Raw genomic sequence first — 21,368 nt, 5'->3', positions numbered from 1 at the left:
AGGGTGTCGAGGGAGACGTTGAGCCGGTTGACCCCGGCGGCGGCGAGGGCCTGGGCGCGGTGGGCGAGGCCGACGCCGTTGGTGGTCAGGGAGATGTCGGGGCGTGGCTGCAGTGCGGCGGAGGCGGCGACGAGGTTTCCCAGGCCGCGGCGCAGGAGGGGTTCGCCGCCGGTGAAGCGGAGTTCCTCGACGCCGAGGTCGGTGACCGCGATGGTGATCAGGCGTAGCAGTTCGTCGTCGGTGAGTTGTTCCTCGCGGGGCATCCAGTCGAGACCTTCGGCCGGCATGCAGTAGTGGCATCGCAGGTTGCAGCGGTCGGTCAGGGAGATGCGCAGGTCGGTCGCCACCCGGCCGAAGCTGTCGACGAGGCGGGGATCGTCGGGCGGGCGCCGCCTCCGGATTCTGGCGGCGCGTGTCGGCTGTCTCCGTGGGGCTGTCCGTGATGTGGTCGACATGACGTCGCCGGGGTCCTTTCGGGTGTCGACGAGGGCAGCGCATCTCGTGCGGCTCAGCGCCCGTGACGACGTGTTGCTGCGTCCTGCGGGTTCGCCAACTGCACGAACATTCGGCCGGTGGCTGCTGGGACCGCGGTGCCCGTTGCAGGCGGCCAGCGCAGCCGCTTCCGTCCGAATGCGTCCCTGCGAGGGCTGTCCGATCTGTCGGGCCGATGCTCCGGGCCTTGGACGACATCGTCTCTCCGGACAGTTCCAGGGGGCAAGGTGCAATCGCCATCATTGATCTTGATCTCTGTAATCCGTTCGGAGCCGAGCTTTTGTTCGGCGGTTGCAGGCGCCGTCGGCGCAGCCCGGGTGCAGACGGACGCCTGGCACGAGAGTCGGTATTCCGACAGCTGCGATCGATACTCCGGTTCGAATCGAACCGGCCCTGGCCCAGTTGTTTGCGGCGGCCCAGGAATCCCGGTCGTCCCCACCGGTCGGTGCCTCTTGATTTGCTGGTGGCCGCTCCGGCGGCAGCGACAGGTTGGGCCCGTTTCGTGACCTGTCACTCGGACTCGTCGGACGATGCGCCGTGACCCAGAATGGTTCGGGCGCATCGTCCTGTATCGACCGTCTCCAGTCCTGCGGCACGAGTTCGGGGTGTGCCCCGGCCTTCCTATTATGTTGTCGCCGGTTCGGAACTTGCCGATTCCGTCGCGGTCGGCGTGCCACTCCGACGGGCTCGAGAATAGAGGCCGCCGAAAGCGATGAGGCCGAAGACGATGTACGCAACGGTCAATCCGGTGGCGCCCTGGCCCCAGAGGCCCAGAAGCAGCACCGCAGCGGGGATCACGCACGTGACCCATCCCTGGATCAGGGCGACCATGCCGGTGTAACGGGTGAGAGCAACGACTCCCCGGCCGAAGACCAGGAAGAACAGGGTCCAGAGGAACGCCCAGTAGAGCCAGATGACGCCGAAGACGGGGTCCGAGAACTTGACGAAGTTCACGATCGAGTAGCCGACCGACGCGATCGCGACGAAGAGGGAGTAGTAGCCGAATCCGCCACCATCGAGACCGAAGAAGAGTAGGAACGACACGTACAGGTAGGTGAACCCGAACAAGTAGAGCCCGGACGCGTTCAGGAGGATCGCGGGGTCTCCGCCGGCGGTGAAGATCAGATAGGTAGGGGTGATTACTTGGAGGAGGCCGACGAACAGGTTGATCGGGGCTGCACCCTTCCCGTCGATGTAGCCCATCAATAGGAAACCGTTTACGAACAGCACTGCGCCCACATAAAGGAGTCCGATTGCGGACATGGCCAGCCCCTCTCCGGAGAATTTCTGCAGCGTGGAAGAATTAGACCATCTGGTCGATCGCGGCGCGCCCACCTCGGGCCAGGACTGTAGCCGGGAGCCGGTAAATCGACACCTAGGACGTCTCACAATCCTGTACTCTCGCGATTTGAGATTCTACGATGGAGGCAGCTCTGGTTCTCGTGCAAGACTCCCGGTCCACCACTTCTGCGACCGGACTGGAGCGACGACGTCGTGAAGCCTCCGAGATTCAGATACGTCCGACCAGAAACGCTTGACGAGCTGATCGAGCTCCGGGCGAACGAGGAGGTCGACTCCGTCATTCTTGCCGGCGGGCAGAGCCTCATTCCAATGATGAACTTCCGTCTCGCCCGTCCCGAGCTGGTCATCGACATCGGCGGCGTGGAGGAGCTGAGAGGTATCCGCCGTACCGAGGGGCAGGTGATCATCGGCGCCGGGACTCGGCAGTCCGTCGCGATGAGTTCGCCGGACGTCGTGGACGGAGCACCACTGATCATCGAGGCTTTGCGGCACGTGGGGCACGTTGCGATCCGCAACCGCGGAACTGTCGGGGGATCCATCGCGCACGCTGATCCCGCGGCGGAGCTGCCGGTCGCCCTGCTCGCTCTGGATGGCTCGGTCGTCGCCCAAGGCCGCTCCGGTCGGCGGACGATTCCGGCCACGGAGCTATTCGAGACAGCCTTCATGACGAGCTTGCGGCCGAGCGAGGTTCTCGTCGAGGTGAACCTCCCCGTCAGGCGGGCCGCTCGCGTCGCCTTCGGCGAGATCACACGTCGTCAGGGCGACTTCGCTCTGGTCGTCGCCGCAGTGTCGGCGACCGTCGACGACGGTCGATTCACCGACGTGCGTATCGCCCTAGGGGGGGTGAGTGATGTGCCGACGCGATGTATCGCCGCCGAAGAAGCTGCGCTCGAGGGGGGCCCGACTGCGGCGCACATCCGTGAGGTGGCACATCTCGTGGCAGACGACCTCGATCCCCGGGACGACTTCCACGCGACGGGGAACTATCGCAAGAAGGTTGCAGCAGTCCTCGTGGAACGAGCGTTCGTGGAAGCGTGCGATGTGCTGGCGGAGGTGGCTTGACGATGACGACCCAAGAGTCGACAGAGACGTACCCGGTGGAGTTCGTGCTCAACGGTCGACGGACGCGTGTCGACGTCGACCCCCGGACGCTCCTTGCCGATGTCATCAGGCACGACGCCGGGCTGACCGGGCTCAAGATTGCGTGTGAACAGGGAGTTTGCGGGTCCTGCACGGTGCTCCAGGACGGGGCACCGATCCGCTCCTGCATCACCCTGGCGGTGCAAGCGCTCGGGTCGGATATCGAGACCATCGAGGGCGTCGCGCCGTCGGGTGCGGACCTCCATCCGATCCAGGAGTCCTTCCAGCGAGAGCACGGTCTGCAGTGCGGATTCTGCACGCCGGGGATGGTGTTGGCGACGAAGGCCTTGCTCGCCGAGAACCCCGACCCCGACGAGCAGGAGATCCGGGAGTACTTGTCCGGCAACATCTGCCGCTGTACCGGCTATGTGGGAATCGTCGCATCTGTTCGTGACGCAGCACGCTGCGCAAACGGAGATGCCGCAAGTAGTGCACCGACGGACGGCGAGGGAGTCTGACGATGGTAGCTGTCGAGCCCATGAAGCCGGCGAAGGCCACGCTCCCGTACGTCGGGCGGAAGATCCTGAGGTCCGAAGACCCTCGGTACCTGACCGGGCGCGCCCGTTACACCGACGATGTAGCGGAGCCGATCGGGCTCCTGCACGCAGCATTCCTGCGGAGCCCGCACGCGCATGCGCGGATCACGTCGATCGACGCGACTCGAGCACTCGAGATCGACGGCGTCGAGGCTGTCTATACGCAGGCCGAGGTCAGCAGTGTCCTCGGTGATTTCACGACGACGTTGCCGTTCCCCGAGGTCAAGACGATCACGCGGCCGATCCTGAACTCGACGAAGGCATACTGGGTCGGGCAGCCGATCGCGGTGGTCCTGGCGTCGTCGCGCTACGTCGCCGAGGACGGCGTCGACGCTCTCGACGTCGAGTGGGAGGTACTGGAGCCGCTCATGGATGCGGAGGAGCTCGTCACCAACCCGCTCCCGCCGATGCATGACGCGTTCCCGGACAACAACTTCGCGCACATCGAGTTTCAGAACGGCGACGTCGACGGGATCTTTGCGTCGGCGCCGCACACGTTCTCCAAGCGCTTCCACCAAGGCCGGTACATGGCCGCGCCGCTCGAACCCCGTGGAGTGCTTGCCGACTTCGACCTGTCCACCGGTGAGCTGACGGTATGGAGTTCCACGCAGGTGCCCCACTTCATGCGGTCGCTGATCGCGGCGCCGCTGGGCATCCCGGAGTCCACGATCCGGGTGATCGCGGACAACGTCGGCGGCGGGTTCGGCATGAAATGCCACGTCTTCGACGAGGAGGCGATCATCCCGGCGGTGTCCAAGCTCAGCGGCAGGCCCGTGAAGTGGATCGAGGACCGCTACGAGAATCTTGCGGCGTCGTCGCACGCCAAGGAGACCGTCTGCTACCTCGACGCGGCGGTGGACGACGACGGCACGCTGCTGGCCCTGCGAGGCAGGTTCATCGGGGTCGGCGGTGCCTGGCCGTCGCACCCGTGGACGTCCCTGGTCGACACGGTCGTCGCTGCCCAGCACATGCCGATGATCTACGACCTCAAGGCCGTCGGGTACACGGTGGACACGCCGGTGACGAATCGGTGCCCCACGGGTGCGTACCGCGGCGTCGGCTGGACCGTCGTGTCCTCGGCACGGGAGACGTTCGTGGACGAGATCGCGCGGGCGCTGGACATCGACCCGCTCGACTTCCGGCTCCGCAACTGCATCCCGGATCGTCCGTTCACGACCGTGACAGGGCAGACCTTCGATGGCGGCAGCTATCAGGGCTCGCTGCTCAAGGTCAAGGAGATGCTCGACTACGACGCCTTCCGTGAGCGCCAGCGGGAACTACGGCAGCAGGGGCGTTATATCGGCCTCGGATTCTGCGCGTACGTCGAACCGACTGCCTGGGGCTCGGACATGGCCGTTCAACAGGGCTTCAAGAACGCCGCCTACTTCGACGCCGCAAGTGTCACGGTCGAGCCGGACGGATCCGTGACGGTCACGACGGGCATGCACTGCCACGGCCAGGCCCACGAGACGACGATGGCGCAGGTGGCGGCCGACACCCTCGGGGTCACGTTGGAGTCCGTCCGCGTCATCGAGAACGACACCGCCCGCGCGGTCTATGGAATGGGGACGTGGGGCAGCCGCAGCGCCGTGATCGGCGGAGGTGCGATCATGCGTGCGGGCCGGGATGTGAAGGAGAACCTTCGCCGTATGGCGGGGCGGGCGATGGAGGTCGCCCCCGAGGACGTCGAGATCTCTGAAGGCGTCGCCACCGTCTCGGGTGTTCCGTCGCAGTCCATGACCGTGGCCGAGATCGCCGCCTTCGCCTACTACGGCGGGACCAACCGGCCTGAGGGTCACGAGCCTGCGTTGACCGCGACTCGTTCCTACGACCCGGACCCGGCCTACTCGAACGGTACGTTCGTGGCGATCGTCGAGGTCGACCCGGCCACGGGCGAGGTCACCATCGAGAAGATGGTCATCTGTGAGGACTGCGGCGTGATCATCAATCCGATGATCGTCGACGGGCAGATCGCCGGCGGAGTGGCCCAGGGGATCGGCGGCGCCCTGTACGAGGATCTCGTGTACGACGCCGGCGGTCAGTTCGTGTCCGGCAGCCTGATGGAGTATCTCTACCCGTCCTCCACCGAGGTGCCGCCGATGGAGATCTCGCACATCGAGACCCCCTCGCCGGTGACGGAAGGTGGGATCAAGGGGATGGGGGAGGCAGGTGCGCTCGGTGGCGTGCCGGTGTTGAACGCCGTCGCGGATGCGCTGAGCCCCTTCGGGAACATCGTCATCGACAAGGCGCCGTTGCGGCCGTGTGACGTCCTGGAGCTGATCGAGCGAGCGCGAGAGGCGGGTTCGGACAAGTGATCGAGCGGGTCGGCGGGTGCTCCGTGGGTCGCGACGTGAGCGAGCAGGGCACCCGCCGTCCGCGCGCACTGAGGTCGATCGACGCACTGACGGACGCGCTGGAACGGGTTGGATACTTCGTCGACCGTGGCCTCGCCACGGCCATCTATCTTGCCGTGATCTCCAGGCGGCCCCTCCTGCTCGAGGGCGAGGCCGGCGTAGGAAAGACGGAGGCTGCGAAAGCTCTGTGCGCCGTGCTCGGTGCCGAGTTCGTCAGGCTCCAGTGCTATGAAGGCATTGATGCCCGGCAGGCGCTCTACGACTGGGACTATCCGCGTCAGCTGCTCACGGCCAGGCTCGCCCATGAAGGGGGGGCCTCGGGTGCCGGGCCACGTGTCGAGGACCTCTACGGGAGCGACTTCATCCTCGAACGTCCACTCATGCGTGCCCTTCGTTCCGGCGAGGGTGCCGTGCTGCTGGTCGATGAGATCGACCGTGCGGACGACCAGTTCGAGGCGCTGCTACTCGAGTTGCTGTCGGACTTCACGATCTCCGTTCCGGAGACGCGGGAGACGTTTCGAGCCGAGGTGCCGCCCGCCGTGATCCTCACGTCCAACAGGACGCGGGAGCTCCACGACGCCCTTCGCCGACGATGCGCATACGTGTGGATCGATCCGCCGGAGAGCGAGATGGAGAGTCGAATCGTGCAGGCGCGGCTGCCTGACATCGAGCCACGTCTCGCCGACTCCGTCGCAGCAGCGGTGGCGAGGATTCGCCGACTGGGCCTGCTGAAGGTGCCTGGAGTCGCCGAGACCGTGGACTGGGCCCGGGCCCTTGCCCTCCTGGGCGCCCACGCGGTCACTGTCGAGGCGGCGCGAGTGAGTCTGGGTTGGGTGGTGAAGACGCGCGAGGACGTGGAGATCGTCGAAGCAGCGCTCGAGCACGAGATCGTCGGCGTAGCCCAGTGACACGCCCGGGCGGTGGGGATTCGGCGGGCTTCGTCCCGGAGCGCCCACTGCTGGAAGAACTTGTCGGGTTCTGCGAACAACTCCAGGCCGAGGGCGTGCGGATCGACTCCGGTCGGATGCAGGCATTCTGCGACGCTGTTGCGGACCTTGGTCCGGAGAACACGTTCTGGGTCGGCCGGGCACTCCTGACCGCCGATCGGGATGACCGTCCTGCCTATGATCGGGTCTTCCGCCGCTACTGGAGGGCGCGGGGCAGGGCCTCGACGTCGGTGGAGTCATCCGTCCCGCAGGAGCAGGAGAAGTCCCTCGTCGTCGACGACGCCGCCGGCGGTGAGCGCCCACCGGACGGGCGTCTCCACTTCGGAGTCGGGACCAGTTGGGCCGAGGTTCTTCGAGCCAAGAGCGGGCCGGCTCTCACTGCTGACGAACTGGCCGAGCTGCAACGCCGGTATCGACGCCTGGTGGTGGCGTTGCCGGCCAGGACGACGCCGCGCACGCGGCCTTCGGCGACCGGTCCGGTCGATCTGCCACGGACAGTGCGTCAGGCGCTGCGGACCGGGGGCGAGCCGGTGCCGCTGGCGACATCGCGGTCCCGGGCGCGGAGCCGGCGCCTCGTCCTTCTCCTTGATGTGTCGCGGTCGATGTCGCAGCACTCGGAGCGCATGGCGCTCTTCGCGCATTCCTTGGTGCAGAAAGGGATCGAGTGCGAGGTCTTTTGCTTTGCGACGCGCCTGAGCCGGGTGACCCCGGTACTGACCCGGCGTGGACCACGAGAAGCATTGACAGAGGTGACGACCGAGGTTGTGGACTGGGACGGGGGGACACGCGTGGGTGAGTCACTGGGGCAGCTCCTCGCCGATCCTCGCAACCTGTCGCGTCTGCGGGGCAGCGTGTGCGTCATCGTCTCCGATGGCTTGGACACCGGCGACCCTGACCTGGTCGACCGGACCATCGGTCGACTACGGCGGACTGCTCATCGGCTCGTGTGGATGAATCCGGTCGCCGACGAGCCGGGTTATGCACCGACGGCACGCGCAATGAGAGCCGCCCTGCCGCACCTGGATGCGTTCGTGCCGGGCGCAGACCCGACCGCGCTGGTTGCCGCGCTGGCGCCGGCTCGTTACTCCGCGTCCCACGGGAAAGCCGACAGACGGGGCCGCGCAGTCCTGTGATCGTTCACCGATGGCCTCGCTGAGCAGCAGCAAAGACCTGGGGCAGACACAGGGGGATCCACCGGATCTCGCTGAACTCACGTCGGACCTCACGGATCGAGCGAGCAGGGCGAACGCCGGTCGGCGCGCCCGGGTGTTGGACCGATCATCTACTTCGGACACGAGGAGAGTGTGCCGGTGAGCCCGACCACAGTCGTCGTTGGAGCCTCGATCGGTGGGGTGCGGACCGCCAAGGCGCTGAGGACGGCCGGATACGCCGGCGACGTGATCCTGGTCGGCGACGAGACCGCCCTCCCCTACGACAAGCCACCGCTGTCGAAGTCGTTGCTCGCGGGAAGCGCTGCCGTCGAGGACATTACGTTGCTGACCAGGGAACAGGCCGCCGCCGCCTCGATCCAACTCGAGCTGGGTCGTGCTGCGACCGGGGTAGACCTGGATGCGTGCGAGGTCGAGCTCGCAGACGGTACCTGTATTCACTTCGACGACCTCGTCGTCGCGACCGGCGCCCGACCCCGGCCCTCTCCGTGGGGAGCTCCGCCCGGCGTGCATCTGCTCCGAACCCTCGGCGATGCCACCGCGCTGGGGGCGGCCCTGAGCCGTGGTGGCTCGCTCGTCGTCATCGGCGCCGGGTTCGTCGGAGCCGAGGTGGCGGCGACAGCCCGAGGGCTGGGGGTGGAGCCGGTAACCCTGATCGACCCCGTCGCGGTGCCGCTCTCCCGGTCGCTGGCGGCAGGCGTCGCACGGCGGATCGGTGAGCTGCACAACGCGCGTGGCGTCCACACCCGGTTCGGCGTCGGCGTCAGCGGGATCGACCACTCCGAGACAGGGCTGCGTGTTCATCTCGACGACGGGTCGGTGATCGAGGCCGACTCCGCAGTCGTCGGAATCGGTGCACAGCCCAACACCGAGTGGCTTGACGGTTCTGGCCTCGTTCTCGACGACGGGGTCGTCTGCGACCGGTTCGGACGCGCGGTCGACAGCCACGCCAACGTCCACGCGGTGGGGGATGTTGCGCGATGGTGGCATCCCGCTCACGAGCAGTTCCGGCGGGTCGAACACTGGACCAACGCAGTCGATCAGGCGTCATGTGTCGCGCACAACATCGTGCGTTCGGACGAGCCTCGCGCACACATACCCATCGACTACGTGTGGAGCGACCAGTACGACTGGAAAATCCAGATGGTGGGTCGGACGAGTGACGATCTCCGACAGATCGAGGTGGCGGGCCAAGACCCGGATCGTTGTTTCGCCGTTCTCTACAGCGACGCCGCCGCCACGATCGCCGGCGCTGTCGTCGTGAACTGGCCTCGAGCACTCATCGCCTGCAGACGGGCTGTGATGTCGGGTGCCACCCTCGATGAGGTGCGGGGCCGTCTCGGCGGTCTCCGATCCCGATCGGTCGAGGCATCGGCTGCCCCCGGGCTCGGGTGAATGCACATATCGGAAGAGTTCTGACGGCGGGCGTGCTCTGAGGTGAACATCCGCTGGTAGGCCCACTCCGCGAGCGGTCCGGTCGACCCACCCGATGCGTCCATCCTCGTCAGGCCGCGGAGCCGAGTTGGCTCGATGCGTCACGAGCCGGGGTCGGGGCAGGTGGGCACAGATCTCACGGGCGATGTAGCGCTCGAGAAGCCGGATGATCCCTCGTTCGCTGCAGGAGGCCTCCGCGCAGGGCTTCCGCCGCGGTGAGGATGTCGGCGGAGTAGGCCCACTCGAGCGCGGTGCCGATCCCGACGAGCCGGGGGAGGAACCAGGTCGACGCCGCTTCGGGGACGATCCCGAGCCGGCCGAAGATGAACCCGATCCGGGCGTCCGCCGATGCGAGTCGGACATCCATCGGCAACGTCATGGTGGCGCCGATCCGACGGCCGGTCCGTTGATCGCGGCGATGACAGGCTTGGTGCAGCGGTAGACGGCGAGACTGACCCGCCCCCCGGTGTCGCGGACGCCGCCGGCGATCTCGGGGGAGTCGAATCGCCGGCGCATGTCGCCGAGGGTGGCGCGCTGGGTCTCGTCGAGCCCAAACACGGACGACGAGACCGGGACGGTCGGCTCCTGGTCGAGGGTGACCTCTCGGAACCGGACGAGCTCGCGGCCCGGGAGGCTGTCGCCGCCTGCCCGAGCTCGGCGATCTCGTTGACCGAACACCTCTGAACGGGACTTCGGCCGAGGGGAGCGCGACCCGAACGGGTCACGGGTTCTCGCAGGGAGGGGCCCGGCGCGGGGCCGAGCCCCACACCGAACCGATCGTCCACGAGGCGGGTGAGGTGAGCCGCCCCCACGGCGACCCGCTCGTGCAGGTCAGGACTCGGCGAGCCAGGTGCGGGCCGCCCGGGTCAGGGCGTGGACGCCCACCTCGATGGTCGGGTCGATCACCGGTGCGTAGCGCGGGGAGTGGTTCGACGGGATCGGCGCCACCAGGTTCCGGATCTCGTCCATGCTCGTGGCGTGGGCGAACGGTGTCTGGTCCGCACCGCCGAGAAGCCAGAACACGCACGGCGCCCCGGCCGCGGACGCCAGCACACCGACGTCCTCGCTGCCCGTCACCGGTCCCGGGTCGATCACCCGGCCCGCCCCGGTGATGCCCTCCAGGGCCGGTCTGGTCCGGGCGGTCGCGTGCTCGTCGTTGACCACCGCGGGCGATGACTCGACCATCACGATGTCCGGGGGCCGCGGCGCGCCGGCGACCTGGGCCTCGCCTTCGACGATGCGTGAGATCGCGGCGAGAAGAGCCCGTCGTCCACCATGGCGACGGCGCCCCGGGTCAGTTCCTCGGCCGGCTGGAACAGCGCCACGAGCGTTCCCGACCATGCCGTGTCGCTCGCGAGGACCTGGGCGGCGCCGAGCAGGCAGGTGACGTGCATGTCGTGGCCGCAGGCGTGCATGACCGCCACGTCGCGGCCCTCGGGATCGGTCCCGCGGGCCCGGCTGGCATAGGGCAGGCCGGTGTCCTCGGCGACCGGCAACGCGTCCATGTCCGCGCGACGCGCGGTCCTCGTCCACGGAGCATGGAACGGCGCATGGGCGTGGGAACCGGTGCTGCCGCTGCTGCGCCACAACGGCATCGAGCCCGTCACGCTGGACCTGCCCAGCTCCGGGAAGGACGGAGACCTGAACGACGACGTCCGGCCCTCCGCGAGGTGATCCTCGCCGAGGACCGGGACACCGTGCTGGTCGGGCATTCCTACGGGGGCATGGTGATCACCGCCGCGGCGGTCGACGTACCCACCGTCCGACATCTCGTCTACATCTGCGCCTTCATGCTCGACGAGGGCGACTCGCTGCTCGGCGCCGTCGACGGGGACCGGCTGGACTGGCTGGATACGGACCTCGACCGCGGGGTCACGCGCGTCACGAAGCCGGGACCGACGTTCTACGCGGACCTCCCCGCAGACCTCGTCGAGGCATACTCCGGGCGTCTGACGACACAGACGACGGCCTCGTTCGTCCAGCCGCTCACGGGCGCGGCGTGGCGGACCGTCGGGAGCACGTACCTCACGTGCAGCCGGGACCGGGCGATCCCGGCGGTGGCTCAGCGGGCCATGGCCGCGCGGGCGACCCACCGCCACGAGATCGACAGCAGTCACACGCCGATGGCCTCGAGGCCGCAGGCCGTGGCAGACGTGATCACCGCCGCTGCGCGGTCGGGGTCGTCGCGGCCCTGATCCGTCCGGGTGGGTGGGCGCGGGACCGCCCGTCCCGGTGGTCGCGTCGACACCGCACCCGCTGTACCGCGGCGCCCGGCGGTGGGTTGGCGGCGGTCGGAAGGTTCGTCCTGGAGTGGGCGGCTCCCCGGAAGTCGGGGCCGGGCCGTTGCCCATCAGCCGGTTCACCGTGATACTCGTCTCATCATGTGAACGTCGGCCGCCGTAATGTACGGATGTTTCCCAGGAGGCGCTGTGTCCCTGTCCGTCGAGGTCGTCGCGACACCCGAGCTGGGCGACCGCAGTTACGTGGTGCACGACGGATCGTCGGCGGTCGTCGTCGACCCGCAGCGCGACGTCGACCGCATCGACTCGGTCCTCGAGGCCAGGAGCGTGGAGTGCGCGGTCGTCGTGGAGACGCACGTCCACAACGACTACGTGACCGGCGGCCTCGTCCTGGCCCGGCGCACCGGTGCCGACTACATCGTCGCGGGGGCCGAAGCCGCCGCGTTCCCGTGCGGAGCCCTCGCCGACGGCACGGATCTCGACGTCGGGGACATGGTTCTCACCGCCGTCGCGACCCCGGGCCACACCGACGGCCACATGGCATACGTGGTGACGTCGGGCGATGCGCCGGCGGCGGTGTTCACCGGCGGGTCGCTGCTGTACGGGTCGGTCGGGCGGACCGATCTCGTCGATCCACGACGTGCCGAGGAACTGGCACGGGCACAGTTCCGGTCGGCGCGCCGCCTGGCCGCGACGCTCCCGCAGGACTCGCTGCTCTTCCCCACGCACGGGTTCGGCAGCTTCTGCTCGGCGCGCCCCGACTCCGGCGTCGACTCCGGCACACTCGGCGACGAGCTGCGGGTGAACGACGTGTTCGCCGACGACGACGAGGCGACGTTCTCGTCGCGACTGGTGGCGGGCTTCGTCCCGTACCCGCGTTACTACGTCCACATGGGACCGCTCAACCTCTCCGGGCCCGGCCCGGCCGATCTCGGGCCGCCGCACCTCGTCGACGCACGGGGGTTGCGCGGGCACCTCGATGCCGGGGACTGGGTGGTCGACCTGAGGGACCGGGATTCGTTCGCCGCCGGGCACGTGGCCGGGACGGTGAACGTGCCGTTGGACGGCCAGTTCGCGACGAGGCTCGGATCGGTGATGCCGTGGGGTGCACCGCTCGTGCTGGTCGCGGCCTCGCTGGAGGAGGTCGCAGCGGCGCAGCGCCAGCTCGCCCGCATCGGCATCGACCGGCCCGCCGCCGCGGCCGTCGGAGCGCCCGACGTCCTCGCCCCGGACGGCCGTCGGCGCTCCTACCCGTGCGCGAGCTTCGACCAGTTGGCGTCGGCCCGCCGGGCCGGTGAGGCCATGGTCGTCCTGGACGTCCGCGAGGGATACGAGCGTGCGGCGGGTGCCATCCAGGGCTCGGTCCACATGCCGTGGACGGAGGTCGCGTCGATGACCCGGCAGGCGGGACAGGGCAGGCTGTGGGTGCATTGCGCGGCGGGGGCGCGGGCCGGGGTCGCGGCGAGCGTGCTGGCCCGCGACGGGCACGACGTCGTGCTGGTCGACGACGACTTCCGACATGCCGTGGCGAGCGGGCTGGCGAGCACCTGAGCGTAGGGGTCCTCGCGGCAGGACCGCGGCCCGCCGGTGGCGGGGCCGGGCGACGACTTCGGCCAACCGGTCACGACCTGACCGGTATGCGTACTTGGGTCGACGGCATGAACACGCTGACCGACGCCACCGACTTCCCCGAGCCCACCCTGATCGCCGTCAACGGCGTGGAGCTGGAGGTGTTCGACGCCGGCCGGAAGAACGCCGGCAAGGCCGTCGTGCTCTGCCACGGCTGGCCGGATCTCGCCTACACCTGGCGTCATCAGGTGCCCGCTCTCGTCGCGGCCGGCTACCACGTCATCGCCCCCAACCAGCGCGGCTACGGCAACTCCTCCCGCCCGGCCGAGGTCACCGCCTATGACGTGGCGCAGCTGGCCGGCGACCTCGTCGCACTCCTGGACCATTACGGCTACGCGGACGCGACCTTCGTCGGCCACGACTGGGGGGCGATGGTCGTGTGGAGTCTCGCCCTGCTGCATCCGGCACGTGTGCGCACGCTGGCCTGCCTGAGCCTGCCGTACCCCGCGCGCGGGGAGACGCCCTGGATCGAGCTCATGGAGGCGGTGCTCGGCGAGGACCACTACTTCGTCCACTTCAACCGCCGGCCCGGCGTCGCCGACGCCGTGTTCGACGCGGACCCGGCCCGGTTCCTGCGCAACCTGTACCGGAAGAACGAGCCGGCCGCGCAGCCGCAGCCGGGGATGGTGATGATCGATCTCGCCCGTGCGCAGGTGCCCCTCGGCGAGCCCCTGATGAGCGAGGGGGACCTGGGCGTCTACGTCGCCGCCTTCGAGAGGTCCGGGTTCACCGGTGGCATCAACTGGTACCGGAACCTCGACCGCGACTGGCACCTGCTCGGCGACGTCGACCCGGTCATCCGCCGTCCCGCCCTCATGATCTACGGCGCGCGTGACACCGTGGCCCGGGCCGAGAACCTCGCGGACTTCGTGCCCGGCATCGAGGAGACCCTCCTCGACAGCGGCCACTGGATCCAGCAGGAGCGGCCGGCCGAGACGAACCGGGTGATCCTGGACTGGTTGCAACGGCACGACGCGACACCGGCCTGAGAGCCGGCCGAGGTCCGCCGTTGATATCCCAATGATGTTCATAGATTCTGGGGCGTGACGATCACGGGAGCCGACTCGCGTCGGCCCCCGACCTGCGCGGAGGGTGAGCCCATGACCATCGAGGACGACCGGCTGCGCCCGTTGCTGGACCGGGCGGAGATCCACGACGTGCTGATGCGCTACTGCCGCGGGGTCGACCGCGGCGACGTGGAGCTGCTCCGCTCCGTCTACCACCTCGACTCGGTCGACGACCACGGCTACTGGTCCGGGCCCGGCCAGGAGTTCCCCGAGTTCATCGTCGCGCGGCTCGCGACGGCGGCGTTGCGCACCACGCACGCCGTGGCGAACGAGCTGATCGAGCTCGACGGGGACACGGCGCGGGTCGAGACCTACGTCTTCGCCTACCTGTGGCGGGCGACCGACGCCGCCGACGGCGCAGGCGCCGAGGCGCTGGACATGTTCGCGGGCCGGTACGTGGACCTGTTCGCCCGGCGCGACGGGGTGTGGCGGATCGCGAGCCGGACGGTCGTGCACGACTGGTCGTGCACCCCGCAGGTGCTGCCACCGGCTCTCGGTGTGCCCCTCGACGGGTTCGCGCGGGGTACGCGGGACCGCTCCGACCCCTGCTACGCCCTGACCGCGGAGGGCGCCGGCCCACACCGGTGACGTCGCCGACGAGGTCCTCGGCCGTGCCGTCGGACTCGTGCATGTACATCCGTGCCGTCATGGCGCAGAGTGCCGAGGACAGCGAACCAGCGGCGCGGAGGTGTCATGTTCGGCGACGAGATCGTGCTCGGCCCGCTCCCCAAGGGGATCACGCTCGCGAACGAGGGCGTGCAGAAGCGGATCTGGAACATCCTGGGACACACCTACTACATGAAGGCGGCGAGCGACTCCAGCTTCGCCTTCGAGACCTACGACCCGCCCGGCACCGGTGTGCCGCCGCACGTCCATCCGACCCAGGACGAGCACATCTACGTCCTGGACGGCGTGTTCACCCTGTACCTCGACGGCCAGTGGGAGACGGCGGGGCCGGGGGACACGGTCCGGATGCCGCGCAACCTCCCGCACGCCTACTACAACCGGAGCGAGGCGCCGACGCGCGCGCTGTTCTGGGTGAGCCCGGCGGGCCGGTTGGCGGAGCTGTTCGACAAGCTGCACGACCTGCAGGACCCGGCCGAGGTGGTGCGGTTGTCGGCGGAGTGCGACGTCGACTTCCTGCCGCCGGGGTCGGTCGAGGGGGCGTGACTCAGCGGTTGACCTGGTCGGTGGAGGCGCCGGTGACCCGCGCGTAGCCGTTGACGACGGCGTCGAGCTCGGCGGCGCCGATGACGTCGTCGAGGCGGGCGAAACCGTCGGGGGCGCGTCGTTCGACCTCGTCGATGACGCTCTCGGGCCCGCCGACGCGGTTGCGCAGGACGATCTCGGTGGTCGCGGCCAGCCGTTCGTCCTCGTACGCGGCCAGCGCCGCGGCCGGGTCGGCGGGTCGGCGCACGAGGCACGCGGAGAGGGCGGCCGCGTCGAGGACGGCCTGGCCGGCGCCGTTGGAACCCATGGGGTACATGGGGTGGGCGGCGTCGCCGAGCAGGGTGACGCGGCCGTGGGTCCAGCGGGGGAGGGGGTCGCGATCACACATCGGGAACACGAACGCCTCGGGGGTGGCGCGGACGAGGGCGGCGTGGTCCACCTGCCCGAGCCGGAAGCGTCCGATGTGCTCGTCGAGGTCGGCCGGGTCGGCGGGACGTGACCAGTCCTGGCGTTCGGGCGGCGGGTCCCCGGGGCGGCCGGTGCGGATGCAGATGGCCCAGTTGGTGAGCGTCGTGCCCGGTGTCCGGCCCTCACCGATCGGGTAGACGACCAGCTTGGCGGCGGTGCCGCCGGCGATGAGCATGGCCCGGCCGCCGCCGAAGGAGGGCCAGTCGGTGGCGCCGCGCCACATCATGACCCCGTTCCAGCGAGGTGGGCCCTCGTCCGGGAACAGGAGGGCGCGGACCGTCGAGTGGATTCCGTCGGCGGCGACGAGGACGTCGCCGTGTGCGTCGTCGAGCCCGCCGGCGAACCGCGCACGCACCCCGGATGCGTCCTGGTCGAACCCGGCCAGCCGATGCCCGGTGCGCACCGCGTCGGGGCCAAGCCGTTCGCGCACCGCGCGCAGCAGCACGCCCTGCAGCCGGCCACGGTGCAGGGAGAGCTGCGGGAGCGCGAACCCGGCGTCGACACCACACGGCCGACGCAGGATCTCCTGCCCGAGCCGGTGCAGGTAGGTCAGTTCCGCGGTGCGGATCGCGACGTCGTCGAGACGTTCGAGCAGCCCCAGCGCAGCGAGCTCCTTGACGGCGTGCGGCAGCGCGTTGATGCCGACACCGAGCTCACCGATGCCTCGACCCTGCTCGTAGACCGCGCAGTCGATCCCGTCCTGGTGCAGGCGCAGGGCGGTGGTGAGCCCACCGATCCCCGCTCCCGCGACGAGAACCTTCATGTCACATCCCCCGATCGTCCCCAGCATGGACCAGGCGTCGCGGCCGCACCAGCAGCGCGCCCGCCGCGCCGGTCCCTGCCCGGAGGCGGTCGGGTCCTGTCCCCGAGCGGCTCAGAACAGGCCCGGCGCCGGCGGCGGCGTGTCGTCGAGGAACGCGGTGATCATCGGGACCAGCACCGCCGTCTCGCCGAAGAGGCCGATGTGCGACATCGCCGGCAGGACCACCAGCCGCGCGACCGGAACCCCCGCCAGCATCCCCGTGGCCGCGGCCTGCTCGTCGCCGCCGCCGCGCAGCCGGAACATCTCGACCGCGTGCTCCGGTCGCACCCCGTCGGCGTCGCCGATGACGACCATGGTCGGCGCCGCGATCGACCGCATCTGCTCGTCGCTGATCTCCTGGTCGTCGCGGTTGAGGACCGCCATCTTCGCCACGAACGCCTCGAACGCCGCCGGGTCGGGCGTGTGCTCGGCGAACGCCAGCGCGACGGGCGTGCCCGCGAACGTCGCCGCGCTCAGCCCTGCGATGGCCTCGCCCACCACCGGGTACCAGCCGTCGCGCCGGAAGGTCGCCGACAGCGACACCAGCTTGCCGACGAGGTCCGGGTGGCGCAGCGCGAGCTGCAACGCGACGCCGCCCCCCAGCGAGTAGCCCATCACGTCGGCCCGGTCGACCCCGAGCGCCCGCAGCAGCGCCGCGGCATCGTCGGCGAACTGTGCGCAGGACATCGCGCGGGCCGTGTCGGGGGTGCGGCCGTGGCCCTGCTGGTCGAAGACGATCACGGGCCGCGTGTCCGCGAACGCCGACGCCCAGGCCGCCATCGAGCCCGTCCCCATGAACGCGCCGGGGATCAGCAGCAGCGGGGTCCGTGCCGAACCGAGGTCGCCGTGGACCTCGTAATGCAGGCTCAGCCCGTTGATCGGCAGCCGAGCCGTGCGTGTCGGGCCGGTCACGCCGGACCGTAGAGCCGGGCGATGTCGGGGGAGTCGAGCCACCTCGAGTAGGTGGGCGACGTCGGCCATCCCTCGGGCGAGTCCTGCCACTCCTCCTGGCGGCCCCACGGCAGCACGTCGACCAGCGGGAAGGTGTGGCTGAGCTGTTCGGTGCCGCGGCCGTCGGTGTGCCAGGTGCGGTGGACCGTGTCGCCGTCGCGCAGGAACACGTTCACCGCGAAGCCGCCTCCGGGGCCGGCGCCCATGTCGGTGCTGAACGGGCTCTCCGACGACGAGTACCAGTCCATCCGGTTGCCGACCTTCTCCCGGTAGGCCAGCGCCTCGTCGATCGGCCCGTGGGTGACGACGACGAATCGGGCGTCGTAGGCGTCGAGGAAGCCCAGCCGGACGTACTGCGAGGTCAGCCCGGTGCAGCCGCCGCACTGCCACTCCGCGTCGTCGAACCACATGTGGTTGTAGACGATGAGCTGGGAGCGACCGTCGAACACGTCGACGAGGCGGACGGGGCCGTCCGGGCCGATCAGCGTGTAGTCGGGCAGCTCGACCATCGGCAGCCTGCGACGCTGGGCGGCGATGGCGTCGAGCTCCCGGGTGGCGGCCTTCTCCCGCACCCGCAGCTCGTCGAGCGCCGCCCGCCACGTCTGCTGGTCGACGACGGGCGGCAGGGCGCCGGCGCTCTGCTCGGTCATGGTTCCTCCCGGGCTCGGATGGACAGCTCGCACGTGTAGACGATGCGCGCGCCCCGAACTCATCGGTGTCGGGCCGGACCGGACACCGGCCCGGCCCGGTGGCCGATGAGATTCCGGCCCGGTCGACGTCTTGTCCTCGACGGGCCGACCGAAGGAGCTTCAGGTGAGCGGTGTCAGGGTGTTGGTGGCGGGGGCGAGCATCGCGGGGCCGGCGGTGGCGCACTGGCTGCGTCGGCGGGGGGCCGAGGTGACGGTGGTGGAGCGGGCGCCGGGTCTGCGTCCCGGCGGCCAGGCGGTCGACGCGCGGGGGGTGACCAAGGAGGTCGTCCGGCGCATGGGCCTCGACGCGACGGTCCGCGCGGCCTGCACCGACACCGCCGGTGCCTACACGGTGGACGCCGACGGGACGGTGCTGGAGACCTACAGCGTGGAGGACGACGGCGGCGACGGCTTCATCGCCGACATCGAGATCCTGCGCGGGGACCTGTCCCGGGTGCTGTACGAGGACACCCGCGACGGCGTGGAGTACGTCTTCGGCGACCGGATCGCGGAGATCTCGCAGGACGCCGACGGGGTCGACGTGGTGTTCGCGGGCGGCGACCGGCGTCGGGTCGATCTGGTGATCGGCGCGGACGGGCTGCACTCGGCGTTGCGGGCCATGGTGTTCGGGCCGCGGGAGCGGTTCGTCCGCCACCTCGGCCACGTCCTGGCGTTCTACAGCGTGCCCAACGAGTTCGGGATCGACCGCTGGCTGGTCGACTACCAGGACAAGGAGTCGGGTCGCTCCGCCGGGCTGCGGCCCGTCGGCGACCCGGCCTCGGTGATGGCGATGATGTCGTTCCCCGCGGCCGACTTCGACGTCGACCATCGCGACGTCGAGGCCCAGAAGCGGCTGCTGCGGGACCGGATGGCGGGCCTGGGCTGGTCGACGCCGCAGATCCTGGCGCACCTGGACGACAGCCCGGACTTCTACCTCGACCAGATCGCGCAGGTGGTGATGGACAGCTGGTCCAGCGGCCGGGTGGGGCTGCTGGGGGACGCGGCGTTCAGCTCGTCGCCGATGTCGGGGCAGGGCACCGGCCTGGCCCTGGTGGGGGCTTACGTACTGGCCGGGGAGCTCGCCGCGGCCGGCTGGGACCCGAAGGTGGGGTTCGCGGCGTACGAGGCGTGGATGCGCCCGTTCGTCGAGGCCAACCAGGAGATCGGCCGGATGCACGCGGCGACCCGCGACGTCGCCGACGCCGGTGGGCCTGCTCCGGAGCCCGACATGGAGGCGCTGATGGAGCTGGTCGACCGCGCGGTCAACGGCCCGGCGCTGCCCGACTACGCCGGGGTGCCGGACTCGGGGAGCCGGGCGGGCTGACGCGGCCCCGCGACGCTCACCCGGGCGGTGCACCGGGGGTTCGGCACCGGCGTCCGGGCCGCCGAGCAGGTGACGGCGATCTTCGTCGCTGCTGGTCGATCTCCCGGCCCCAGCGCTGTGAAATAGTGCCGTTCGAAGATGTCGGTGGTTCGAAACGAGGACGTACGCGGCATGAGGTCCCCTACCGCGCAGGTCAGCCTGGCGGCCCTGCTCACCCGGGCCGAGCGGTACGTGACCGACAGACTCGACGACGCGCTCCGGGCGGCCGGTCTCACGGCCGACCAGTACCGGGTTCTGCTCCAGCTCGCCGGTGGGCAGGGGCACTCGATGGCCGAGGTCGCCGACCGGGCGGTCCTCGCCGCGGCGACCCTGACCCGCATCGTCGACCGGCTCGTCCGGCTGGACCTCGTCCACCGGCGCGTCGACGCCCTCGACCGCCGCCGCGTGCTGATCTTCCTGTCCCGCCGCGGCGGATCCGTCCTGCAGCAGGTCGTCGACCGCGAGAACGAGGTGCGCCGTGATCTCGAGGCGCGGCTGGGGGTGGCCGACCTCGGTCACCTGGTCGCCACCCTCGAGGCCATGATCGACGCGCCGGCAGCGGTCCCGCCGCCGCGCTGATCGGGTCGGCCGCCCCCCGGGCAGGCCCGGCCACCGGTCAGGGGGCGGTGCGTGCCGTGCGGACGCGGGCCTCGCGCGCGCGGACGGCCTCGCTCGTCGACGTCGGGACCACGTACGTCGAGTCGTCGACGATCGCGTCCCACCGCGAGAGGAGGTCCTCCGGGCCGAGCCCGTCGGCGACGATCCCCGACGTCTCCGCCCACATCACCCGCGCGAAACGCCCCAGCCCCGCGCTGAGGACCTCACCCGTGCACGGACACGACTCGTGGGCCAGCAGGAGCAGCATCGGCGCGGCCTGCCCCGGGCCCCGCGACGGGTCCGGTGCGTGGTCGGCGGCCAGCGGCGGCAGCCCCGACCGCGCGCGGAACTCCGGGTCGGTGACCATCCGGGTGTCCGCCGCGGGCGCCATCATGTTGACCAGGATCCCGTGGTCGCGGCCGGCGTCCGCGAGCGAGCGGCCCAGCGACACGCAGGCGCCCTTGGCCGTGGCGTACGACACGAGGTGCCCGCCGCCGAACATGCCGACCGACGTCGTCAGCACGACGCGGCCGTACCGCTGGGCGACGAGATGCGGCCACGCCGCGCGCGTGACGGCGAAGGAGCCGACGACGTGCACGTCGAGATGGCGGCGCAGGTCCGCGGCGCCGAGCTCGGGCAGCGCACCCGGGACGAGGATGCCGGCGTTGTTCACGACGACGTCCACCCGGCCCCACGCCTCGACCGCGGTGCGGACGATCGACGCGGCACCCTCCTCGGACGCCACGTCGGAGTCGTCGGCGACGGCCTCGCCACCGGCCGAGCGGATCTCCTCGGCGACCGTGGCGGCCGGGGTGGCGTCGGCACCCTCCCCGAACAGGCTGCCGCCCAGGTCGTTCACCACGACACGGGCGCCCCGCGAGGCGAGGGCGAGCGCGTAGGACCGCCCCAGCCCCCGGCCGGCGCCCGTCACCACCGCCACCCGGCCGTCGAAACGCATCTGGGCTGCCGACGACGTCGATGTCATGTCGGCACCCTCGCCGGGCGGTGCGCGTCCGTC

General features: G+C 70.1%; 24 protein-coding genes. 14 read left to right on the top strand and 10 right to left on the bottom strand.

Annotated features, from left to right (window positions below; translation table 11 throughout):
- Positions 1–455, bottom strand: a 455-nt coding sequence (locus tag AB7F12_RS28410; protein ID WP_428498860.1) for a radical SAM protein, incomplete at its 3' end; no start/stop codon positions are given.
- A 661-nt stretch (positions 456–1,116) separates the two neighbouring features.
- Positions 1,117–1,755: an AmiS/UreI family transporter gene (locus AB7F12_RS28405; protein ID WP_428498859.1), complete on the bottom strand. Its 639-nt coding sequence runs from the start codon at positions 1,753–1,755 to the stop codon at positions 1,117–1,119.
- 231 nt (positions 1,756–1,986) lie between these two features.
- Here AB7F12_RS28405 and AB7F12_RS28400 point away from each other — a divergent pair, with 231 nt between their 5' ends.
- The 6 genes from AB7F12_RS28400 (at position 1,987) to AB7F12_RS28375 (ending at position 9,335) form a co-directional block, all read left to right on the top strand.
- On the top strand, positions 1,987–2,856 hold the full coding sequence (locus tag AB7F12_RS28400) for an FAD binding domain-containing protein (RefSeq protein ID WP_428498858.1): 870 nt from the start codon (positions 1,987–1,989) through the stop codon (positions 2,854–2,856).
- 2 nt (positions 2,857–2,858) lie between these two features.
- Positions 2,859–3,392, top strand: a complete 534-nt coding sequence (locus AB7F12_RS28395; protein ID WP_428498857.1) for a (2Fe-2S)-binding protein — start codon at positions 2,859–2,861, stop codon at positions 3,390–3,392.
- Positions 3,393–3,394: 2 nt separating this feature from the next.
- On the top strand, positions 3,395–5,785 hold the full coding sequence (locus AB7F12_RS28390) for a xanthine dehydrogenase family protein molybdopterin-binding subunit (protein WP_428498856.1): 2,391 nt from the start codon (positions 3,395–3,397) through the stop codon (positions 5,783–5,785).
- Positions 5,786–5,820: 35 nt separating this feature from the next.
- On the top strand, positions 5,821–6,732 hold the full coding sequence (locus AB7F12_RS28385) for an AAA family ATPase (RefSeq protein ID WP_428498855.1): 912 nt from the start codon (positions 5,821–5,823) through the stop codon (positions 6,730–6,732).
- Positions 6,729–7,904: a vWA domain-containing protein gene (locus AB7F12_RS28380; RefSeq protein ID WP_428498854.1), complete on the top strand. Its 1,176-nt coding sequence runs from the start codon at positions 6,729–6,731 to the stop codon at positions 7,902–7,904. The genes AB7F12_RS28385 and AB7F12_RS28380 overlap by 4 nt, the downstream gene beginning before the upstream one ends.
- 177 nt (positions 7,905–8,081) lie before the next feature.
- Entirely contained in the window at positions 8,082–9,335 is a 1,254-nt protein-coding gene (locus AB7F12_RS28375) for an NAD(P)/FAD-dependent oxidoreductase (RefSeq protein WP_428517058.1), read from the top strand.
- Positions 9,336–9,510: 175 nt separating this feature from the next.
- Here the strand turns inward: AB7F12_RS28375 and AB7F12_RS28370 are convergent, their stop codons facing one another.
- The 4 genes from AB7F12_RS28370 to AB7F12_RS28355 form a co-directional block, all read right to left on the bottom strand.
- On the bottom strand, positions 9,511–9,741 hold the full coding sequence (locus AB7F12_RS28370; RefSeq protein WP_428498852.1) for an enoyl-CoA hydratase-related protein: 231 nt from the start codon (positions 9,739–9,741) through the stop codon (positions 9,511–9,513).
- Between the two features lie 8 nt (positions 9,742–9,749).
- Complete coding sequence (locus AB7F12_RS28365; RefSeq protein ID WP_428498850.1) at positions 9,750–9,890, bottom strand: hypothetical protein; 141 nt, start codon at positions 9,888–9,890, stop codon at positions 9,750–9,752.
- Positions 9,891–10,205: 315 nt separating this feature from the next.
- Positions 10,206–10,559, bottom strand: a complete 354-nt coding sequence (locus AB7F12_RS28360; RefSeq protein WP_428498849.1) for a hypothetical protein — start codon at positions 10,557–10,559, stop codon at positions 10,206–10,208.
- On the bottom strand, positions 10,559–10,879 hold the full coding sequence (locus tag AB7F12_RS28355) for a M20/M25/M40 family metallo-hydrolase (RefSeq protein ID WP_428498848.1): 321 nt from the start codon (positions 10,877–10,879) through the stop codon (positions 10,559–10,561). Before AB7F12_RS28355 ends, AB7F12_RS28360 begins: the two co-directional genes overlap by 1 nt.
- Between AB7F12_RS28355 and AB7F12_RS28350 the strand changes: the two genes are divergently transcribed.
- From AB7F12_RS28350 to AB7F12_RS28325, 6 genes are all read left to right on the top strand, one after another.
- Positions 10,878–11,048 (top strand): alpha/beta fold hydrolase, encoded by a 171-nt coding sequence (locus tag AB7F12_RS28350; RefSeq protein WP_428498847.1) that lies wholly within the window; start codon positions 10,878–10,880, stop codon positions 11,046–11,048. The two genes, AB7F12_RS28355 and AB7F12_RS28350, sit on opposite strands and share 2 nt — an antisense overlap.
- A complete protein-coding gene (locus AB7F12_RS28345; RefSeq protein ID WP_428498846.1) occupies positions 11,045–11,569 on the top strand; it encodes an alpha/beta hydrolase in 525 nt (174 codons plus the stop codon). Before AB7F12_RS28350 ends, AB7F12_RS28345 begins: the two co-directional genes overlap by 4 nt.
- A gap of 234 nt (positions 11,570–11,803) precedes the next feature.
- On the top strand, positions 11,804–13,165 hold the full coding sequence (locus AB7F12_RS28340; RefSeq protein WP_428498845.1) for an MBL fold metallo-hydrolase: 1,362 nt from the start codon (positions 11,804–11,806) through the stop codon (positions 13,163–13,165).
- A 107-nt stretch (positions 13,166–13,272) separates the two neighbouring features.
- On the top strand, positions 13,273–14,232 hold the full coding sequence (locus AB7F12_RS28335) for an alpha/beta fold hydrolase (protein WP_428498844.1): 960 nt from the start codon (positions 13,273–13,275) through the stop codon (positions 14,230–14,232).
- Between the two features lie 111 nt (positions 14,233–14,343).
- On the top strand, positions 14,344–14,898 hold the full coding sequence (locus AB7F12_RS28330) for a nuclear transport factor 2 family protein (protein ID WP_428498843.1): 555 nt from the start codon (positions 14,344–14,346) through the stop codon (positions 14,896–14,898).
- A 105-nt stretch (positions 14,899–15,003) separates the two neighbouring features.
- Positions 15,004–15,480, top strand: a complete 477-nt coding sequence (locus tag AB7F12_RS28325) for a cupin domain-containing protein (protein ID WP_428498842.1) — start codon at positions 15,004–15,006, stop codon at positions 15,478–15,480.
- Between the two features lies 1 nt (position 15,481).
- Here AB7F12_RS28325 and AB7F12_RS28320 read toward each other — a convergent pair whose 3' ends face one another.
- The 3 genes from AB7F12_RS28320 to AB7F12_RS28310 all read right to left on the bottom strand — a co-directional run bounded on the left by AB7F12_RS28320 (position 15,482) and on the right by AB7F12_RS28310 (position 18,351).
- Entirely contained in the window at positions 15,482–16,711 is a 1,230-nt protein-coding gene (locus AB7F12_RS28320; protein ID WP_428498841.1) for a flavin-dependent oxidoreductase, read from the bottom strand.
- Between the two features lie 111 nt (positions 16,712–16,822).
- Positions 16,823–17,662, bottom strand: coding sequence for an alpha/beta fold hydrolase (locus tag AB7F12_RS28315; protein WP_428498840.1), 840 nt, complete (start codon positions 17,660–17,662; stop codon positions 16,823–16,825).
- Positions 17,659–18,351 carry a DUF899 domain-containing protein gene (locus tag AB7F12_RS28310; protein ID WP_428498838.1) on the bottom strand — a complete coding sequence of 231 codons (693 nt, stop codon included), beginning with the start codon at positions 18,349–18,351 and terminating at the stop codon, positions 17,659–17,661. The genes AB7F12_RS28315 and AB7F12_RS28310 overlap by 4 nt, the downstream gene beginning before the upstream one ends.
- A 163-nt stretch (positions 18,352–18,514) precedes the next feature.
- Between AB7F12_RS28310 and AB7F12_RS28305 the strand changes: the two genes are divergently transcribed.
- Both AB7F12_RS28305 and AB7F12_RS28300 read left to right on the top strand, forming a co-directional pair.
- On the top strand, positions 18,515–19,714 hold the full coding sequence (locus AB7F12_RS28305) for an FAD-dependent monooxygenase (RefSeq protein WP_428498836.1): 1,200 nt from the start codon (positions 18,515–18,517) through the stop codon (positions 19,712–19,714).
- 171 nt (positions 19,715–19,885) lie between these two features.
- Positions 19,886–20,332, top strand: a complete 447-nt coding sequence (locus AB7F12_RS28300; RefSeq protein ID WP_428498835.1) for a MarR family winged helix-turn-helix transcriptional regulator — start codon at positions 19,886–19,888, stop codon at positions 20,330–20,332.
- Between the two features lie 37 nt (positions 20,333–20,369).
- Here AB7F12_RS28300 and AB7F12_RS28295 read toward each other — a convergent pair whose 3' ends face one another.
- Positions 20,370–21,335 (bottom strand): SDR family NAD(P)-dependent oxidoreductase, encoded by a 966-nt coding sequence (locus tag AB7F12_RS28295; protein ID WP_428498834.1) that lies wholly within the window; start codon positions 21,333–21,335, stop codon positions 20,370–20,372.
- Between the last annotated feature and the right edge of the window lie 33 nt (positions 21,336–21,368).

Origin of the sequence: Pseudonocardia sp. (assembly GCF_050250275.1) — a bacterium.
Classification (GTDB): Bacteria; Actinomycetota; Actinomycetes; order Mycobacteriales; family Pseudonocardiaceae; genus Pseudonocardia.
This window is presented reverse-complemented; position numbering and strand designations above follow the sequence as displayed.

What these genes read in the sequence shown, in the direction of transcription:
- AB7F12_RS28300 (WP_428498835.1), top strand. Translation starts at nt 19,886, where the DNA reads ATGAGGTCCCCTACCGCGCAGGTCAGCCTGGCGGCCCTGCTCACCCGG.
- AB7F12_RS28390 (WP_428498856.1), top strand. Translation starts at nt 3,395, where the DNA reads ATGGTAGCTGTCGAGCCCATGAAGCCGGCGAAGGCCACGCTCCCGTAC.
- AB7F12_RS28350 (WP_428498847.1), top strand. Translation starts at nt 10,878, where the DNA reads ATGTCCGCGCGACGCGCGGTCCTCGTCCACGGAGCATGGAACGGCGCA.
- AB7F12_RS28320 (WP_428498841.1), bottom strand. Translation starts at nt 16,711, where the DNA reads ATGAAGGTTCTCGTCGCGGGAGCGGGGATCGGTGGGCTCACCACCGCC.
- AB7F12_RS28330 (WP_428498843.1), top strand. Translation starts at nt 14,344, where the DNA reads ATGACCATCGAGGACGACCGGCTGCGCCCGTTGCTGGACCGGGCGGAG.
- AB7F12_RS28335 (WP_428498844.1), top strand. Translation starts at nt 13,273, where the DNA reads ATGAACACGCTGACCGACGCCACCGACTTCCCCGAGCCCACCCTGATC.
- AB7F12_RS28395 (WP_428498857.1), top strand. Translation starts at nt 2,859, where the DNA reads ATGACGACCCAAGAGTCGACAGAGACGTACCCGGTGGAGTTCGTGCTC.
- AB7F12_RS28370 (WP_428498852.1), bottom strand. Translation starts at nt 9,741, where the DNA reads ATGGATGTCCGACTCGCATCGGCGGACGCCCGGATCGGGTTCATCTTC.
- AB7F12_RS28360 (WP_428498849.1), bottom strand. Translation starts at nt 10,559, where the DNA reads ATGGTCGAGTCATCGCCCGCGGTGGTCAACGACGAGCACGCGACCGCC.
- AB7F12_RS28325 (WP_428498842.1), top strand. Translation starts at nt 15,004, where the DNA reads ATGTTCGGCGACGAGATCGTGCTCGGCCCGCTCCCCAAGGGGATCACG.
- AB7F12_RS28365 (WP_428498850.1), bottom strand. Translation starts at nt 9,890, where the DNA reads ATGCGCCGGCGATTCGACTCCCCCGAGATCGCCGGCGGCGTCCGCGAC.
- AB7F12_RS28310 (WP_428498838.1), bottom strand. Translation starts at nt 18,351, where the DNA reads ATGACCGAGCAGAGCGCCGGCGCCCTGCCGCCCGTCGTCGACCAGCAG.
- AB7F12_RS28295 (WP_428498834.1), bottom strand. Translation starts at nt 21,335, where the DNA reads ATGACATCGACGTCGTCGGCAGCCCAGATGCGTTTCGACGGCCGGGTG.
- AB7F12_RS28405 (WP_428498859.1), bottom strand. Translation starts at nt 1,755, where the DNA reads ATGTCCGCAATCGGACTCCTTTATGTGGGCGCAGTGCTGTTCGTAAAC.
- AB7F12_RS28355 (WP_428498848.1), bottom strand. Translation starts at nt 10,879, where the DNA reads ATGGACGCGTTGCCGGTCGCCGAGGACACCGGCCTGCCCTATGCCAGC.